Here is a 15,696-nt window from a genome sequence, read left to right on the forward strand (position 1 = left end):
GCAGGTGCCTGACCACCCCACGCTCGTAACCACCGGTCGCCTCGATCCCGACCCGCTCGACGCCCGCCTTTGCGAGCTCCGAGCACAGTTGCTTCCAGCCCCGCATTGAGTTTGCGACCTGCAAACACAGAACCTGACCGCAAATCGCGACGTCCAGCTTGTCTTTGGCCGTATCGATGCCGGCCACAATCATGTTAGTCTTCGTCATCTTCGTCGACCCCTGCCTTGTGAAGCGAACCAAATAGTTCCGGCAACCATCCGGGTCCGATGAAGGTGCTGGCGCGATCCTGCTACGGGGCAGCCATAAACTGCTCAGGGTGGGCGCGATCCGATCGCCAGCGGCCTGCCGTGGTTGCAGCTGCGGCAGGCCATTCCTCTCGGAACACCCAGACAATATCCGATTGCGCTATTACAAGGGTGGGCAAAACGTAGCGTGCCCACCACCTGCGTTTGAATCTGGAAAGATGGTGGGCACGGCGCTTTGCGCCTTTGCCCACCCTCCGAGACTACCAAGCGGCTACCGCCACGGCTGCACGATGATCTTGGTGTGCGCCTCCGGATTGGCGAGATCGGCGAACGCTTTTGCGACGCCTTCAATGCCGACCTCGGCCGTGACCATCGTCGCAACATCCACCTGTCCTTCCGCGATCAGGCGCAACGAAGCCGCAAACTCCTCCGGAGTGTAGCCGAGCACGTACTGGACGTTCAGCTCCTTCATGATGCCGAGCATGGGCTCGTTTCTGTCAGTCTCCATGCAGACGCCGACCACGATGATGCGCGCATCGCGCGGGGCACCCTCGAACACCTGCTGCAGCAGGCCGGGCACGCCGACGCATTCGAAGATGATCGCGGGTTTCAGCGCCGGCAGCATGGCCTGGAACGGCGGCCGCGCCGCCTTCTCGGCCTCCGACATCTGCGCATGCTCGGCCCAGGTCGCGTAGGGCTGCGACACCCTGGGATCGACGACGATGTCGGCGCCGAGCTTTGCCGCGAGCGCGCGCCGCGCCGGGGAATAGTCGGCGGCGACGATCGGATGCAGGCCCCTGATCTTCAGCGCGGCGATCACCGCGAGCCCGACCGGACCGCAGCCGATCACCAGCGGCACTTCATCGCCGCGAATGTTCGCTTTCGCCACCGCGTGAACGCCGACCGCGAGCGGTTCGGTGAGCGCGGCATGTTCCGGCGCAAGACCATTGGGCACTTCGAGCAACAACGGCTCGCTCAGCAGCATCGCTTCCGCATAGCCGCCAACAAATTCGTTGGAATAGCCGATGCCCTTGATGCCCTCCGGCGTCAGCAGCGCGGGCAGCGAGCAGACCTGCGTCCCCGGCTTGAGCCGACGTTCGGTGCCGGGGCCGTAGTCGACGATCTCGCAGCAGAACTCGTGACCGAACACGACATCGCGCGACAGATCCATCGGCGTGCGACCGGTCTTCCTGGCTATCTCCACCATCCTCGGAGCGTGCTGACGCGCATGCAGGTCGGAGCCGCAGATGCCGCAGGCGAGCGTCCTGACCAGAACCTGACCATTGCCCGGCTTCGGATCGGCCATCTCGCCAACGACAATCTCACCGTTCCTGAAAATCGCGGCGCGCATCCGGCTCCTCCCGTATCGTCTGGAGCCGTTGATAGCACGAGGCGGAAGCTGCGAACTTGCGTCAGGCGTTCGGGGAACGCTCTTCCAGCACCAGAAGCTGCGCGCGGCGAACGCGCTCGCGATGGGCGATGTAGAGGCCGCTGGCGACGATGAAGGCCGCGCCGACAATGGTCCAGATGCTCGGCACCTCGCCGAAAATGAAGAAGCCGAGAATGCTGACCCACAACAATTGCGAGTAGGAGAACGGCGCCAGCACCGAGGCATCGCCGTAGCGATAGGCCAGCACGACGATCCACTGTCCCGCGGTCGAGGCGACGCCGATGAAGATGCCGAGCGCAATCGCGGTCCAGGACGGCGTCACCCAGACGAACGGCACGATCGCGGTGAGGATCGCAAGGCCAGTCAGCGAGGAATAAGCCATGGTGGTGACGACGGCTTCCCGTCCGCTCATCATGCGCGTCAGGATCAGCGTGCCGGCCCAGCATGCCGCCGAGACCACCGGGAAGAAAGCAGCCGGATGAAACGCGCTGGTGCCCGGTCGCAGGATGATCAGCACGCCGACGAGGCCGAGCGCGGTCGCGAACCAGCGCCGCATGCCCACCTTCTCGCCGAGGAAGATGATCGACAGCGCGGTGACGAACAGCGGCGCGACGAAGCCGGTGGCGGACGCCTCCGCGATCGGGAGGAAACCAAGCCCCGTGATGAAGAACAGCGAGGAGCCGAGCAGCACGGCGCCGCGCATCATTTGCAACCCGAGACGCTCGGTGCGCATCGCGTAATAAGGCGAAGACCGCAGCATCACCGGCGTGAAGATCAGCGCAAAGGTGAGAAAGCGGATCCAGGTGATCTCGATGGACGGCAGGCTGGTCGACAGATATTTCGCGGCGGTGTCGGAGCAGCCGAGAAACACCGTCGATAGCAGGATCAGTGCGATGCCCTTGAAGGGATGATCGACGCGCGCAGGCGCGCGGCGACCGACATGCTTCTTCTCGGGCATGGGCACGGAAATACTGTCGAGCCTTGCGGCTGCGGCTGGCGGCGGGGTCACGGCTGGAACTCGGGAAAAATGCGAATCGAGTGCGTTCGTAAAAAACGACAAATGCGCCGCTTTCACAACTTCCGAAAACAGGATGCCGATATGCGCTGACCGCCGCGCGCATCAAGACTCCATTAAGAATGGGCCTTTGCTGCACTACAGCATGGGCAGGCCACGCGGCTTCGGACCGCGCGGAAACGCCGCATCCAGCGCCGCAATCTCCTCCTTCGTCAGCACGAGGCTACCTGCCGCCGCATTCTCGCCGGCATGTTCGGCGGATGACGCCTTCGGGATCGCGAACACCGTAGTCGCACGGGTGAGGAAGCTCAGGGCGACCTGACGCGGTGTCGCACGACGCGCCTCCGCAATACGCGCGAGTACGGCGCCGCCCTTGCTGTTGCTCGCCGGAAAATCGTCGTGGCCGAACGGCGAATAGGCGACGGCGGCAACGCCATGCTGCTCGCACCACGGGATCACCGCATGCTCGATGGCGCGTTCCTTGAGATGATAGAGCACCTGATTGCAGGCGATCCGCCCTTCGCCCGCGACATCGAGAATCTCCTCGAGATCGTCGGCGTCGAAATTGGACACGCCCCAGGATTTGATCTTGCCTGATGTCACCAGCTCCTCGAATGCGGCAACGGTGTCCTCGAGTGGATACGAACCACGCCAGTGCAGGAGATAGCAGTCGAGCCGATCGGTCTTCAGCCGCTTCAGCGAGCGCTCGCAGGCCGCGATGGTACCCCGGCGCGAAGCATTGCTCGGCAGCACCTTCGAGACCAGGAACACTTCGTCGCGCCGGCCCGCGATCGCATCCGCGATGACGAGCTCGGCATCGCCGTACATCTCGGCGGTGTCGATGTGGGTCATGCCGAGATCGATCCCGCGCTGCAGCGCCGCGATCGCGCGCCTGCGGTCGCCATGGTCGAGATACCAGGTGCCCTGTCCGATCACGGAGACGTTGGCGCCGGTCTTGCCGAAGGGTTTTGTGTTCATGTTTGTTCCTTCAGATGCTCTGGAGACCGCTGATGTCGGCGACCAGCACGCTGCCGGTCGCAGACTCCGTGATATAGAGCCGATCCTTGTTTTCGCCACCGATGGCGACATTCGTGCAATTCGGCCCTGCGCATGACTTGATCCGCGCGATCAGTTCCCCGTTCGGCGCGAACACGAAGACATGGCCGAGCGAGGCATGGCCGACGAACAGGCGCCCCTTCGCATCCATTGTCATGCCGTCGGGGCCGCTGGTGCCGAACAGCGAGCAGAAGCGGCCGACCTTGGACACGCTGCCGTCCTTCATGAACGGCAGCCGCCAGACCGCATTGTCGCGCGTCATCGCGACGAACAGCACGGTTTCGGTTGGATCGAGCACGAGACCATTCGGGCTGATGCCGGTGTCGATCAGGCAATCGAGCCGCCCGTTTGGTGCGAGACGATAGACCCGGCCGCTCGGATCGTGCAGGCCGGTCTGGCCCTGATCGGTGAAATAGATGTCACCGTTGGAGGCGAGATGCAGGTCGTTGCAGCCCCGAAACGATTCCGAATTGCGTGCGGTCAGGATCGGCTTGATGCGGCCCGCCGTCGCGCCGAGCTCCATGATGCCGTGCATGTAGTCGGCGACCAGGATGCGGCCGTCGGCTGCGACCTTCAGCCCATTCGGCCAGCCCTCGTATTCGATCACGAGCGACCATTCCCCGTCGGGCGCAATGCGGAAGATACGGCCGAACGGAATGTCGACGATGTAGAGATGGCCGTCCCTGTCGAATGACGGCCCTTCGATGAAGGAGTCCGTCGCAACGCCCGGGCGGTTGGCGTCGGCCCAATCGGTCCGCTCGCCCTTGCGGCGGAATTTGTCGGGCATCGCGGAGAAGAGCCTGGTCTCGATCAGGCGCGGCGGCGTTTCCAGGTACATCATTGCTTTTATGGGTGTTGAGGGGGAGCGCGCGCCAGCATACGGCACAATGGCGGGCGCGTCGATTGGGGCAATACCATAGCCGCAATTGGTGCCCGGCGCTTACACTCCGACGTCGTCCCGGCCTAGTGCGCAATTGCGCACGGGCGGCGGGACGACGATGGGGAGATGGATGAGCGCCGCCTCAACAAACACGTCATTGCGAGCGCAGCGAAGCAATCCAGAATCCCTCCGCGGAAAGACTCTGGATTGCTTCGCGGAGCCTGTCATCGGGCCGCGCTTCGCGCGGACCCGTTGGCTCGCAATGACGATGGAGAGAGACGGCCCTACCCCGCCGCGCTCGCGACCTTGGCCGGCTGCGCGGGCACCTCCGTCGTCGCGATCAGGCGCTTCAGCTCGGGGATGCAGGAGCCGCAATTGGTGCCGGCCTTGAGCTTGGCGCCGATCTCGGCGGCGGTGCGTGCGCCGCCAGCGATGGCGTCGCAGATGGAGCCGCGGCCGACGCCGAAGCAGGCGCAGACGATCGGGCCGGTCGAGGCGGCGCCCTCGCTGGACTTGCCGGACAGCAGCATGCGGCGCTGATCGTCGGTGACCTGATCGGCCACGAACAGGCTCTTCACCACCTCCCAATCGCCGGCGTCGTGGGCGGGCCCGACGAACAGGCAGGTCTCGATGCGATCGCCTGCGAACGAGGCGGCGCGATAGACGCCGCCGCCGAAATCGCGGTACTCGGCAACGTCCTCACCGGCGACGCCCTCGAGCCAGGCCGGCCAGCGCGCGAGATCCGCGTTGTCGGCGAAGAGATAGCCGAAGCCGCCGGTCACCGTGACGCGGGTCCACAACAGGTTCTGCGGCAGCTCGAGCTGCTTGCGCGACAGCGCGAAACCGCGGAAGACGAATTCATAGGGCGCGATCGCGGCCGGCGTCGCCTTGGCTTCCGGCTGCCCCGAGAACGGATCGGTGAAGGACTGCACCAGCGCACCGACGCGGCCGTGCGAGGCGTTCATCGCGCTCCAGTGGATCGGCACGAACAGGGTGCCGCGCTGCTGCCCTTCACTGACGAGGGCCTTCAGGATGCATTGGCCGTAATCGGTGGTGATGCGGGCATAGCCGTCATGGGCGATGCCATATTTGCTGGCGTCATCGGGATGAATCTCGACGAATGGCTCGGGCAGATGCGCGCCCAGCCGCTGGCTGAGGCCCGTGCGCGTCATGGTGTGCCACTGGTCGCGGATGCGCCCGGTGTTGAGCCGCAGGGGACGCGACGGCCCGGTCTCGCCGCGCAGCACTGGCACTTCCGGGGCAATGAAGCGGCCTTTGCCGTCATTGGTGAAGAAGCCGCCTTGCGCGAAGAAGCGCTCGCCAGGTGTCCCGCCCTCGCGCACCGGCCACTGCACCGGCTTCAGCGCGTCGAAGGCGTCGTCGGACAGCGAGGTCAGCGCGCCGATGTCGAAATCGCGCCTGCCATCGTTCTCGAAAGCGGAGAGCGCGGCGTGCTCGCGGAAGATATCGGCCGCCGATTTGTAACTGAAACTGTCGCCGAAGCCGAGGCGCTTTGCGGTCTCGCTGAGGATCCACCAATCGGGCCGCGCCTCGCCCGGTGCCGGGAGGAACGCGCGCTGGCGCGAGATGCGGCGTTCGGAATTGGTCACCGTGCCCGACTTCTCGCCCCAGGCCAGCGCCGGCAGCAGAACATGCGGGCCGGCTTCGACGGTGTCGTTGGAGAGCACGTTCTCGGAGACCACGAACAGCTCGAGCTTCTTCAGCGCCGCGCGCACGAAGTCGGCATCGGGCAGCGACACCGCGGGGTTGGTACCCATCACCCACAGCGCCTTGACCTCGCCGCGGTTGATCGCCTCGAACAGCTGCACCGCCTTCAGCCCCTCGTGGGTGGCGATGCGCGGCGCCTTCCAGAACCGCCTGACACGGTCGATGTCGGGCGGCGTGAAGCCCATATGGGCGGCGAGCATATTGGCGAGGCCGCCGACCTCGCGGCCGCCCATCGCGTTGGGCTGGCCGGTGAGCGAGAACGGCGAAGCGCCCGGCTTGCCGATCCGGCCCGTGGCAAGATGGCAATTCAGGATCGCGTTGACCTTGTCGGTGCCCTGCGCCGACTGATTGACACCTTGCGAATAGAGCGTGACGACCTTCGCGGTGTCGCGGAACATCTTGAAGAAGGTCGCGACGTCCTGCTCGGACAGGCCCGTAGCCAGCGCGGTCGCGGTGACGCTGCCGGCGATGTTGCGCGCACGCGCCAGCGCGTCGTCGAAACCGCTGGTATTCTCAGCGATGTAGTCCTGGTCCAGCGCGCCGTTGTCGGCGAGGTGGACGAACAGGCCGGAGAATAGCGCGGTGTCGGTGCCGGGCTTGAGGCCAAGGAACAGATCGACGTCGCTGGCGGTGTCGGTGCGGCGCGGATCGATCACGATCATGCGCGCGCCGCGTTCCCCGCGGTTCTTCAGCATGCGCTGGAACAGCACGGGATGGCACCAGGCCGCATTCGAGCCGACGAAGACGAGCAGGTCGGCCCGGTCGAGATCCTCGTAGCAGCCGGGCACGGTGTCGGCGCCGAAGGCGCGGCGATGGCCGGCGACCGAGGACGACATGCAGAGCCGCGAATTGGTGTCGACATTCGCGGTGCCGACGAAGCCCTTCATCAGCTTGTTGGCGACGTAATAATCCTCGGTGAGGAGCTGGCCGGAAAGATAGAACGCGACCGCGTCGGCGCCGTCGCGCGCCACGATGTGCTGCATGCGGTGGGCGACGTGGTCGAGCGCATCGCTCCAGGCGACGCGTTCCAGCACGCCCTTGCAGCGGATCATGGGATAGAGCAGCCGGCTCTCCAGCCCGACCGTCTCACCGAGCGCCGAGCCTTTCGAGCACAGCCGGCCGAAATTGGCGGGATGATCGGGATCTCCCGCGATCGCGGCGCCGCCCTTGCCATCGGGTGTCGCCAGCACGCCGCAGCCGACGCCGCAATAGGGGCACGTCGTCTTGGTGGTGCGAAGGTTTGGATCGATCGCCGTCATCTCACGCCGCTTTCGGAGGCAACGCGAGCGCGCGGCCGAACATCATGTCGGTGCGGATCGCGGCGACCTTGTCGCGATTGCGGATCAGCTCGAGATACCAGAGCGCATCGACGGTATCGCCGATCAGCACCGCGCCGGTGAGCCGGCCGTCGGCGATGACGAGCTTCTTGTAGGTGCCGCGCCTGCGGTCTGACAGCACCAGGCTCTCGCTGCCCTGCCCGCCCATGAAGTCGCCGGCGGAGAACACGCTGACGCCGGAGACCTTGAGGTTGGTCGAGACCACGCTGCCCTGATAAGCGGCGGGCCGGCCGGCGAGATGCCGCGCCAGTACTCGCGCCTGCTCATAGGCCGGCTCGACCAGGCCGTAGCAGGTGCCGCGATGCTCGGCGCATTCGCCGAGCGCGAAAATGTCGGATGAAGAGGTCTGCATCACATCGTTGACGACGACGCCGCGGTTGACAGCAATCCCCGCCTCTTTCGCCAGCGCGACGTTCGGCCTGATGCCCGCGGCGAAGATCACCGCATCGGCCTCGATGCGGCTGCCGTCGGCAAGCTCGACGGCCTCGACATGACCGTCGCCATGGATTCGGGCGGTCGAGGCATTGAGCAGGATGCGGATGCCCTTGCGCTCGACCAGCGTCTTGAGCAGGTCGGCCGCGGGCGCGTCGAGCTGACGCTCCATCAGCCGGTCCATCAGATGCAGCAGGGTGACGGGCGCGCCGGCTTTGGCGAGGCCATAGGCGGCCTCCAGGCCGAGCAGGCCGCCGCCGACCACGACGACGCGCTTCTTCGCCGCAGCCAGCGTCAGCAGCAGGTCGACATCGCGCGTGTCGCGAAAGGTGTGCACGCCCGCGAGATCGGCGCCAGGCACGTTGAGCCGCAACGGTGTCGATCCGGTCGCAAGCACGAGCTTGGAATATTCCATGCTTTCTTCGCCGGCGATCTTGAGCTCGCGGCGGCCGGCGTCGATCTCGGTGACGCGATAGCCGTAGCGCACCGTGACGCCACGTTCACGCCACCAATCGGCCGGCCTGAGCTCGATCTCGTGCGAGCCGGTCTCGCCGGCCAGCACGGAGGAGAGCAGCACGCGATTGTAGGCGAGCCGCGGCTCATCGCCGATGACGGCAACCGCGTAGCGGCCGAGTGCGGTCTTGGCGAGTTCATCGACAAGCCGCGCGGCCGCCATACCGTTACCGACGATGACCAGCGGTTCACTCACGAGGCATCTCCTATTCGGCGGCCTGCGCCCGTGCGCCGTAGGCCTCGGAAATCATGTAGCCCGACAGCACGCCGTAGGCGTCGGTCCAGGCCTTTGCCAGTTCGGGCGTCCAGGCTTCGCCGAGGCCCTTCTCGAGGGTCCACAGCAAGGTTGCGCCGACCACGGGATAGTGCTCGGCCTTGGCGCCATAGGCGACGTGACGCTTGGCGAGCGCAGAGGCCGCGGGAAGAATCGTCTCGAGGCTCGACAGGCCGCCGACCACGGCGGCAAGCATGCTCATCAGCTTCTTGCGCTGCTCGGTCATGTCCTCTGGAAACATCGCGCGCACCGGTGGCGCCACCTCGAACAGGCGATCGTAGAACAGCACCGCAGCCTGCTCCGAGATCGGAGCGACCTTGGCGAAGCTCTGCTGAATGAGGGTCACTTGTTCGGGCGTCATGATGGTCTCCTGTCTGTTTCGGTCTGCCTTTGTCCGCGCCGTCGCGGACAAGGTTCATGGGTCAAACGTCATCAGAGAGTCTTCTCCCCGCGTGCGGGGAGAAGCGAGATTCGTACCAAGTATTAGACTCTTGCTTCCGCGAGGCCTGACGCGCCTTCGCCCTGCGGGCTGCGACGCAGATAGAACCACCAGGTCAGGCCGAGGCAGGAGGCGTAGAAGGCGAGATAGATCGCGAGCGCGAGCTGCGGACCGCCGGTCAGGGCGATCGACTTGCCGAAGCCGCTCGGGATCAGATAGCCGCCGACGGCACCGATCGCGCCGATGAAGCCGACCGCCGCGCCGCTCTCGATGCTCGCCGTCTTCAGCGCGGCCGCGCGCGCGACGTCGCCCTTGCCGCGCACCTTGAACAGGTTCTGCTCGCGGAAGATCGAGGGGATCATGCGGTAGGTCGAGCCGTTGCCGATGCCCGTTGTCACGAACAGGATCAGGAACATCGACAGGAAGCCGATGAAGTCCTTGTGCCCGACGAAGTAGAGCACGCCGACCGTGGCGCCCGCCATCACGATGAAATTCCAGAAGGTGATGACCGAGCCGCCGATCCTGTCGGCGAGCCAACCGCCGAACGGGCGCGACAGCGAACCGACCAGCGGCCCGAGGAAGGCGATCGAGATCGTCACCGACGGAAACTGGGTCTTGAGCAGCAGCGGGAATGCCGCGGAGTAGCCGATGAAGGACCCGAACGTGCCGATATAGAGATACGCCATGATCCAGGTATGCTTGCGCTTGACCACCGCGAGTTGGTTCCTGATCGATGACTTGGCCGTGGTCAGGTTGTTCATGAAAAATACCGCGCCGAACACCGCGATCGCGATCGGCAACACCCACATCAGGCCGGCATTCTGGAGATAGATGCCGTCGACGGGGCTCGCCTGAAACAGGTTGATCACGGCGAGCGTCATCAGGATCGGGGTCAGGAGCTGCACGCTGGAGACGCCGATATTGCCGCCGGCCGCGTTGAGGCCGAGCGCCCACCCCTTCATCCGGTCGGGGAAGAAGAACGAGATGTTGGTCATGCTGGAGGCGAAATTGCCGCCACCAAGGCCGGCGGTGGAGGCGACCAGCAGCATCAGCCAGAACGGCGTGTCGGGCTGGCTGACGAAATAGGCCAGCGACAGCGTCGGGATGAACAGGATCGCCGCGCTGAAAATGGTCCAGTTGCGGCCGCCGAAGGTGGTGACCGCGAAAGTGTAGGGAAAGCGCATGAAGGCGCCGATCAGCCCCGGCACCGCGACGAGCTGGAACAGCTGGTCCGTGGTGTAGTGGAAACCCGCCTGCGGCAGCTTGGTGGTGACGATGCTCCAGATCAGCCACACCGAAAAACCGATATGCTCGGCGACGATCGACCAGATCAGGTTACGCCGGGCGATGGTCTTGCCGCCCGCATTCCAGAACGCCTCGTCTTCGGGGCGCCAGTCAGAAATCCAAGTCGGACTCTTCGTCATTGCTTATCCCTTCCAGGCTCACCGCTGCGTCGTTGCAGGCTCTGCCTCCGGCCACGGAGGCGCGCTCCGGGGCTTCTCCCCGGTGGCGAGATCACGATGCTGATTGATGATGTTGAGGGACGTCGTCGTTGGCGTCGCGCAAATCCATTTCAATTTCCGTGCCAATTGCGCGCGCGCTGGAAATATAAGGATTTCAGGGGCTTGTTCGAATTGCCCGAAATTTTTGCAAGACTATTTCGCTCGCAAAATTTGCGATTCGCTCAATCCCTGTGCGGCGCACAAGGATTGAGCTTGATGGCTTTTAATTGGGCGCGCAGCTCGACTCGTTAACGAGCCGTTACGCGGCCTCGACGAAGCGATGCCGCTCGTAGAGGAATTCGAGCACGCGCTGCCGGCACTTCAGATAGGTGGTGTTGGTCGCGAGCTCGAGCCGCTTGCGGGGACGCGCGAGCGGCACCTCCAGCACCTCGCCGATCCGCGCGCTCGGCCCGTTCGTCATCATCACGATGCGGTCGGACAAGAGCACGGCCTCGTCGACGTCGTGGGTGATCATCAGAATCGTGTTACCGAGCTTCTGATGCAGCGCCATCACCGAGTCCTGCAGATGCGCGCGGGTCAGCGCATCGAGCGCACCGAACGGCTCGTCCAGCAGCAGCACCTTCGGCTCCATCGCCAGCGCCCGGGCGATGCCGACGCGCTGCTTCATGCCGCCGGAGATTTCGTTAGGACGCTTGTCCCTGGCATGGGCCATCTGCACCAGGTTGAGATTGTGCATCACCCAGGCGTCACGCTCGGCCTTCGTTTTGGTCTTGGCGAAGACCTTGTCGACGCCCAGCCTGACGTTTTCGTAGACCGTGAGCCACGGCAGCAGGCTGTGGTTCTGGAACACCACGGCGCGATCGGGGCCCGGCGAGTTGACCTCGCGGTTCTCCAGCAGCACCCCGCCGGTGGTGGCGGTCGTGAGCCCGGCGATGATGTTGAGCAGAGTCGACTTGCCGCAGCCGGAATGCCCGATGATCGAGACGTACTGACCCTTCTCGATGGTCAGGTTGATGTCCTTCAGCACCTCGGTCGTCGCGGCGCCGCGGGTGAAGATCTTGTCGATATGGTCGAGCTTGAGATAGGCGGTCATGTGTCCCTGCTCCTTAGCTTGTCGCGGTGCCGCGGGTGACGATCTTGCCGAGGCCCGCGATCAGGCGGTCCAGCACGAAGCCGACGATGCCGACATAGAACAGCGCCAGGATGATCTCGCTGATATGCGACGAGTTCCAGGCGTCCCAAATGAAGAAGCCGATGCCGACGCCGCCGATCAGCATTTCCGCGGCGACGATCGCGAGCCAGGACAGGCCGATGCCGATGCGCAGGCCGGTGAAGATGTAGGGCGCGGCGGCCGGGATCATGATCTTGGAGAAGAACTCGAGCGGATTGAGCTGCACCACCGCGGCGACGTTGCGATAGTCCTGCGGGATGTTGCGGATGCCGACCGCGGTGTTGATGATGATCGGCCAGATCGAGGTGATGAAGATGACGAAGATCGCCGAGGGCTGGCCGTCGCGGAACGCGGCGAGCGAGAGCGGCAGCCAGGCGAGCGGCGGAATGGTGCGCAGCACCTGGAACAGCGGATCGAGCCCGCGCATCGCCCAGACCGACTGTCCGACCAGCACGCCGAGCGCGATGCCGGCGATCGCCGAGAGCGAATAGCCGAGCGCGACGCGCTGGAGACTGGCGGAGAGATGCCAGAACAGGCCCTTGTCGATGCCGCCATGGTCGAAGAACGGATCGAGGATCAGCTCCTTGGTGTCCTTGAACACTTTTGACGGGGGCGGCAGCGCTGATCCGGCTCTCCGGCAGACGAGCTCCCATATCAGCGTCAGCAGCGCGATCACGACCAGTGGCGGGATGACGCGCACGGCGGTTTCCCGTGCCATCCGTGCATAGGCCTCGCTGCGCGGCGGGCGCCTCGGCGTCATCGCGACGACCGGGGCGGCAACAGCCGCGGGCGTTGCGGTCTCAACCTCGATCTTCGTGGCAGGCATGTTCATCACAATATCTCTCCGGCTGCAAAGGACGGTGCGGCCGCCCATGGGCGGCCGCTGGCTCCATCAGACCTCGACTCGCTTGATCGCGAGCGACTTCAGATAGGCAGCCGGATTCTCGGGATCGAACACCTTGCCGTCGAAGAAGGTCTCCCTGCCGCGCGAGGTCGAGGTCGGAATCTCCGCGGCCGCGACGCCGAGCGTCTTGGCCGCATCGCGCCACATGTCCTCGCGGTTGACCTTGGCGATCAGCGCCTTGGTGTCGAAATTCGCCTCATACTTGCCCCAGCGGATGTCCTCGGTGAGGAACCAGAGGTCGTGGCTCTGGAACGGATAGGAGGCGAAGTCGCGCCAGTACTTCATAATGTGCGGCGAGTTCTCGACCACCTTGCCGTTGCCGTAGTCGAACTTGCCGGCAGTGCGGTCGTAGACGTCCTCGACGGGGCAGTTGATCCACTGCCGCTTGGCCATGATGGCGGCGAGCTCCTGCTTGTTCTCGGCCTTGTCGGCCCATTGCTGGGCCTCCAGCACCGCCATCAGGATCGCCTTGGTCGCCTTCGGATATTTGTCGACGAAGGCCGCGCGCATGCCGAAGGATTTCTCCGGATGCTTGTTCCAGAGTTCGCCGGTGTTGACTGCGGTGTAGCCGATGTCCTGGTGGACGAGCTGGAGGTTCCAGGGCTCGCCGACGCAGAAGCAGTCCATGGTGCCGACCTTCATGTTCGCCACCATCTGCGGCGGCGGCACCACAATGGTCTCGATGTCCTTGTCCGGATCGATGCCGCCGGCGGCGAGCCAGTAGCGGATCCAGAGGTCATGCGTGCCGCCGGGGAAGGTCATCGCGGCCTTCACGGACTTGCCGGAGGCCTTCTTCTTCTCGAGCGCCGCCTTGAACGGCGCTGCATCGGTGCCGAGCTTGAGATCGGCATATTCCTTTGCGACCGAGATGCACTGCGCATCGAGATTGAGCCGCGCCAGGATGTACATCGGCGTCGGCTGGTTGTTCTGCGTCACCTTGCCGGCCGAGATCAAATACGGCATCGGGGTGAGAATATGTGCGCCATCGATGCCGTTGCCCTCGGAGCCGAGCACGAGATTGTCGCGCGTCGTACCCCAAGAGGCCTGCTTCTGGACGTCGGTGTCGGGCACACCGTATTTGGCGAACAGACCCTTGTCCTTGGCGACGAACAGCGGGCCGGCATCGGAGAGCGCGATGAAGCCGAGCTTGGCGCCCTTGACCTCGGGGCCTGCATCCTGCGCGAAGGCGCCGGCGGGGAAATTGAGCTTGGCGGCGGCGAGAAGGGCTGCGGTAGAGCCGGCGGCTTTCAGCAATTGACGGCGGCTAAGGCCAGTCTCGGAGGGCCGGCGGATGCGCTTGGTCATCGGTGGTGTCGTCCTTTTGCGTCGTTGCGGAATGATTGCGTCAGTGCGCACGAGCAGCCCGTCCGTCCGTGACGCCAGAAAAGGCGCATGCGAACGCGCGACGGGGGAGACCCCCGTTCGGGTGGCGTCAGCAAAATCGGATGAGAAGTCTCGCGGGACGGCTTCAATGGCGTCGGCCTGGAACTATTCAAGCTTCATGCCAAGCTCGACGGCGCTGAAAATGGCCAAAAATCAGCAACTTATATGTTCAGCGCCAGACTGCCGCAGGCCAGTTCCGCACGCGAAATTTGCGATCTGCTCAATACTTGTGCGCCGCACAAAGGTTGTGCAGACGCTCAAGCAAAAGGCGGCAAGGCGCGCCGAAACCGGACCAAAGCAGACACCAATAGATTGACCTAACTCGATTTTCTGACCTCACCGCCGCGGCACGCAATTTGCAGCTCCTACTGCGTCAACGATGACTGCGGCTTGCCGCATCGTTGCAGCCTCTGGCGGCTGCATCAGGAAGCTCAACTGCTTCGCAGCCTTTCCGGCTCAGTCCTCGTGACGCGATTCCCAAGGCTTCCAGACCTTCCATAGCCCTCGTGCGCGGCAGAACCGTTCGCACGGCCAAATGACGTTCAGCCGCGTCCTCTGAAGGGACGTGTCGATCTCACTTACGAAAGCAAAAGGAACCATTGATGTCGTATCTCGCGCCTTCGGAATTCGTCACCAAGATGGTGGATGCAGGCGAGTCCAAGATCTTCATGTCCACCCGGGATACCGTCATCCGGGCCTATATGGCCGGGGCCATCCTTGCGCTTGCCGCCTGGTTCGCCGTCACCATCAACGTGAACACCGGTCAGCCGCTGGTCGGCGCGCTGCTGTTTCCGGTCGGCTTCGTCATGCTCTATCTGCTGGGCTTCGACCTCTTGACCGGCGTGTTCGTGCTCTCGCCGCTCGCCTTGATCGACAAGCGCCCGGGCGTCACCCTTGGCGGCGTGCTGCGCAATTGGGGCCTCGTCTTCCTCGGCAACTTTGCCGGTGCCTTTACCGTGGCCTTCATGATGGCCTTCGTCACCACCTTCGGCTTCACTCAGGCGCCCGACAAGATCGGCGCGGCGATCGGCAACATCGGCGAGGGCCGCACGCTGGGCTATGCCGCACACGGCGCGGCCGGCATGGCGACGCTGTTCATGCGCGGCATGCTCTGCAACTGGATGGTCTCGACCGGCGTCGTCGGCGCCATGATCTCGACCTCGGTCCCCGGCAAGGTCATCGCGATGTGGATGCCGATCCTGGTGTTCTTCTACATGGTGTTCGAGCATTCCGTCGTGAACATGTTCCTGTTCCCGTCGGGCCTGATGCTGCACGCGAAGTTCTCGATCATGGACTATCTGATCTGGAACGAGATCCCGACCGTGCTCGGCAACCTCGTCGGCGGCCTCGCCTTCACCGGCATGACCCTCTACGCCACGCACGTCATGACCCTGCCGAAGCGCCAGGCCGGCAAGGCCACGCCGCCCCGCGTTGCGGCCTGACCGAATCCGTCTCGACAGGGGAG

General features: G+C 64.5%; 13 protein-coding genes and 1 pseudogene. 2 read left to right on the forward strand and 12 right to left on the reverse strand.

From position 1 onward, the window contains the following. The 9 genes and pseudogenes from A5906_RS30630 to A5906_RS30670 form a co-directional block, all read right to left on the reverse strand. Positions 1-208 (reverse strand): annotated as a pseudogene (locus tag A5906_RS30630) (IS110 family transposase); the annotation flags it as partial. A 309-nt stretch (positions 209-517) separates the two neighbouring features. Next, on the reverse strand, positions 518-1,597 hold the full coding sequence (locus tag A5906_RS30635; protein ID WP_080138923.1) for a zinc-binding dehydrogenase: 1,080 nt from the start codon (positions 1,595-1,597) through the stop codon (positions 518-520). Positions 1,598-1,658: 61 nt separating this feature from the next. Further along, positions 1,659-2,600 (reverse strand): DMT family transporter, encoded by a 942-nt coding sequence (locus A5906_RS30640; protein WP_080138924.1) that lies wholly within the window; start codon positions 2,598-2,600, stop codon positions 1,659-1,661. Between the two features lie 189 nt (positions 2,601-2,789). Continuing rightward, complete coding sequence (locus tag A5906_RS30645) at positions 2,790-3,629, reverse strand: aldo/keto reductase (RefSeq protein ID WP_080138925.1); 840 nt, start codon at positions 3,627-3,629, stop codon at positions 2,790-2,792. Between the two features lie 10 nt (positions 3,630-3,639). Continuing rightward, positions 3,640-4,545: an SMP-30/gluconolactonase/LRE family protein gene (locus A5906_RS30650; RefSeq protein ID WP_080139011.1), complete on the reverse strand. Its 906-nt coding sequence runs from the start codon at positions 4,543-4,545 to the stop codon at positions 3,640-3,642. A 326-nt stretch (positions 4,546-4,871) separates the two neighbouring features. Further along, complete coding sequence (locus A5906_RS30655; protein ID WP_080138926.1) at positions 4,872-7,574, reverse strand: nitrate reductase; 2,703 nt, start codon at positions 7,572-7,574, stop codon at positions 4,872-4,874. Between the two features lies 1 nt (position 7,575). Further along, the gene (locus A5906_RS30660; RefSeq protein WP_080138927.1) at positions 7,576-8,793 is read right to left on the reverse strand and encodes an NAD(P)/FAD-dependent oxidoreductase; all 1,218 of its coding nucleotides are present in this window, start codon (positions 8,791-8,793) and stop codon (positions 7,576-7,578) included. A 10-nt stretch (positions 8,794-8,803) separates the two neighbouring features. After that, positions 8,804-9,232 (reverse strand): globin family protein, encoded by a 429-nt coding sequence (locus A5906_RS30665; protein ID WP_080139012.1) that lies wholly within the window; start codon positions 9,230-9,232, stop codon positions 8,804-8,806. A gap of 122 nt (positions 9,233-9,354) precedes the next feature. Then, positions 9,355-10,734 carry an MFS transporter gene (locus A5906_RS30670; RefSeq protein WP_080138928.1) on the reverse strand — a complete coding sequence of 460 codons (1,380 nt, stop codon included), beginning with the start codon at positions 10,732-10,734 and terminating at the stop codon, positions 9,355-9,357. A 96-nt stretch (positions 10,735-10,830) separates the two neighbouring features. Between A5906_RS30670 and A5906_RS41910 the strand changes: the two genes are divergently transcribed. Next, positions 10,831-11,064 carry a hypothetical protein gene (locus tag A5906_RS41910; RefSeq protein ID WP_136615601.1) on the forward strand — a complete coding sequence of 78 codons (234 nt, stop codon included), beginning with the start codon at positions 10,831-10,833 and terminating at the stop codon, positions 11,062-11,064. Positions 11,065-11,071: 7 nt separating this feature from the next. Here A5906_RS41910 and A5906_RS30675 read toward each other — a convergent pair whose 3' ends face one another. From A5906_RS30675 to A5906_RS30685, 3 genes are read right to left on the reverse strand one after another with little or no spacing between them, the layout of a single operon-like run. Continuing rightward, positions 11,072-11,866 carry an ABC transporter ATP-binding protein gene (locus A5906_RS30675; RefSeq protein ID WP_080138929.1) on the reverse strand — a complete coding sequence of 265 codons (795 nt, stop codon included), beginning with the start codon at positions 11,864-11,866 and terminating at the stop codon, positions 11,072-11,074. 13 nt (positions 11,867-11,879) lie between these two features. After that, positions 11,880-12,776, reverse strand: a complete 897-nt coding sequence (ntrB, locus tag A5906_RS30680) for a nitrate ABC transporter permease (RefSeq protein WP_080138930.1) — start codon at positions 12,774-12,776, stop codon at positions 11,880-11,882. A gap of 60 nt (positions 12,777-12,836) precedes the next feature. Beyond that, the gene (locus A5906_RS30685; RefSeq protein WP_080138931.1) at positions 12,837-14,153 is read right to left on the reverse strand and encodes a CmpA/NrtA family ABC transporter substrate-binding protein; all 1,317 of its coding nucleotides are present in this window, start codon (positions 14,151-14,153) and stop codon (positions 12,837-12,839) included. Between the two features lie 680 nt (positions 14,154-14,833). Between A5906_RS30685 and A5906_RS30690 the strand changes: the two genes are divergently transcribed. Then, positions 14,834-15,673 (forward strand): formate/nitrite transporter family protein, encoded by an 840-nt coding sequence (locus A5906_RS30690; protein WP_080138932.1) that lies wholly within the window; start codon positions 14,834-14,836, stop codon positions 15,671-15,673. The last annotated feature ends 23 nt before the right edge of the window (positions 15,674-15,696 follow it).

Origin of the sequence: Bradyrhizobium sacchari (genome assembly GCF_002068095.1) — a bacterium.
Lineage (GTDB): Bacteria > Pseudomonadota > Alphaproteobacteria > Rhizobiales > Xanthobacteraceae > Bradyrhizobium > Bradyrhizobium sacchari.

Coding starts and splice junctions, on each gene's coding strand:
- A5906_RS30690 (WP_080138932.1), top strand. CDS start 14,834: ATGTCGTATCTCGCGCCTTCGGAATTCGTCACCAAGATGGTGGATGCA.
- A5906_RS30650 (WP_080139011.1), bottom strand. CDS start 4,545: ATGTACCTGGAAACGCCGCCGCGCCTGATCGAGACCAGGCTCTTCTCC.
- A5906_RS30670 (WP_080138928.1), bottom strand. CDS start 10,734: ATGACGAAGAGTCCGACTTGGATTTCTGACTGGCGCCCCGAAGACGAG.
- A5906_RS30635 (WP_080138923.1), bottom strand. CDS start 1,597: ATGCGCGCCGCGATTTTCAGGAACGGTGAGATTGTCGTTGGCGAGATG.
- A5906_RS30645 (WP_080138925.1), bottom strand. CDS start 3,629: ATGAACACAAAACCCTTCGGCAAGACCGGCGCCAACGTCTCCGTGATC.
- A5906_RS30685 (WP_080138931.1), bottom strand. CDS start 14,153: ATGACCAAGCGCATCCGCCGGCCCTCCGAGACTGGCCTTAGCCGCCGT.
- A5906_RS30655 (WP_080138926.1), bottom strand. CDS start 7,574: ATGACGGCGATCGATCCAAACCTTCGCACCACCAAGACGACGTGCCCC.
- A5906_RS41910 (WP_136615601.1), top strand. CDS start 10,831: ATGCTGATTGATGATGTTGAGGGACGTCGTCGTTGGCGTCGCGCAAAT.
- A5906_RS30675 (WP_080138929.1), bottom strand. CDS start 11,866: ATGACCGCCTATCTCAAGCTCGACCATATCGACAAGATCTTCACCCGC.
- A5906_RS30665 (WP_080139012.1), bottom strand. CDS start 9,232: ATGACGCCCGAACAAGTGACCCTCATTCAGCAGAGCTTCGCCAAGGTC.
- ntrB (WP_080138930.1), bottom strand. CDS start 12,776: ATGAACATGCCTGCCACGAAGATCGAGGTTGAGACCGCAACGCCCGCG.